This is a genomic window from Actinacidiphila oryziradicis (genome assembly GCF_005047355.1).
In the GTDB taxonomy this organism is placed as follows: Bacteria; Actinomycetota; Actinomycetes; order Streptomycetales; family Streptomycetaceae; genus Actinacidiphila; species Actinacidiphila oryziradicis.
Genome location: NZ_SUMC01000074.1, coordinates 1 through 657 on the forward strand (window position 1 = coordinate 1; position 657 = coordinate 657).

General features: G+C 63.5%; 1 protein-coding gene. It reads left to right on the forward strand.

The window, feature by feature from the left end; all coding sequences use genetic code 11:
- Nucleotides 1–519: transposase (locus tag FCI23_RS40795; RefSeq protein WP_169317169.1), on the forward strand; the 519-nt coding region annotated here is incomplete at its 5' end.
- Nucleotides 520–657 lie beyond the last annotated feature (138 nt).

A 657-nucleotide genomic window follows, 5' to 3' on the forward strand; every position in this document is an offset into this window, starting at 1 on the left:
AACATGGCCGGCTGGGCACAGTACGGCTACTGCGCGTCACATTCCCGGTTCTTCTGGGGGCTTCGCCTCTACCTGGTCTGCACGCCCACCGGGATGCCGATCATGTGGGAACTGGCCTCCGCGAAGATCGGCGAGCGCGAGGTACTGTCCGCCATGCTGGAGGTCGACGCCGACTTGGTCGCCGCCCGCGCGGGCATCCTGCTCATCTCGGACAAGGGCTTCGCGTCCAAACCGTTGGAGCGGGAGCTTCTCGATCAGGGCATCGAGCTGCTGCGGCCTTCCCGCAAGCGCGAGAAGGAGCGGTACGGCGAGCCGATGCTCAAGAAGGTCCGCCAGCTCATCGAATCGGTCAACGACACCCTCAAGGGACAACTTGACCTGGAACAACACGGCGGGCGGACCTTCGAGAGCGTCGCGATCCGCGTCGCCCAACGGATCTTGGCGATGGCCGCCGGGATCTGGCACAACAACAAGCTCGGAGCACCAGTCACCCGCTCGCTGATCGCCTACGACCACTGAGCACATCGGAACTACTCGTCTAGGGCCAATGCCGCTGACTTTGGGTTGATCTTGTTTGTAGTGTGTGCCTCGGGAGGGTTGCTGAGTGCCACGAGCTGGACAGGTCAAGCCGCCGGTTGAGGAGCGGTTGTCGGATCG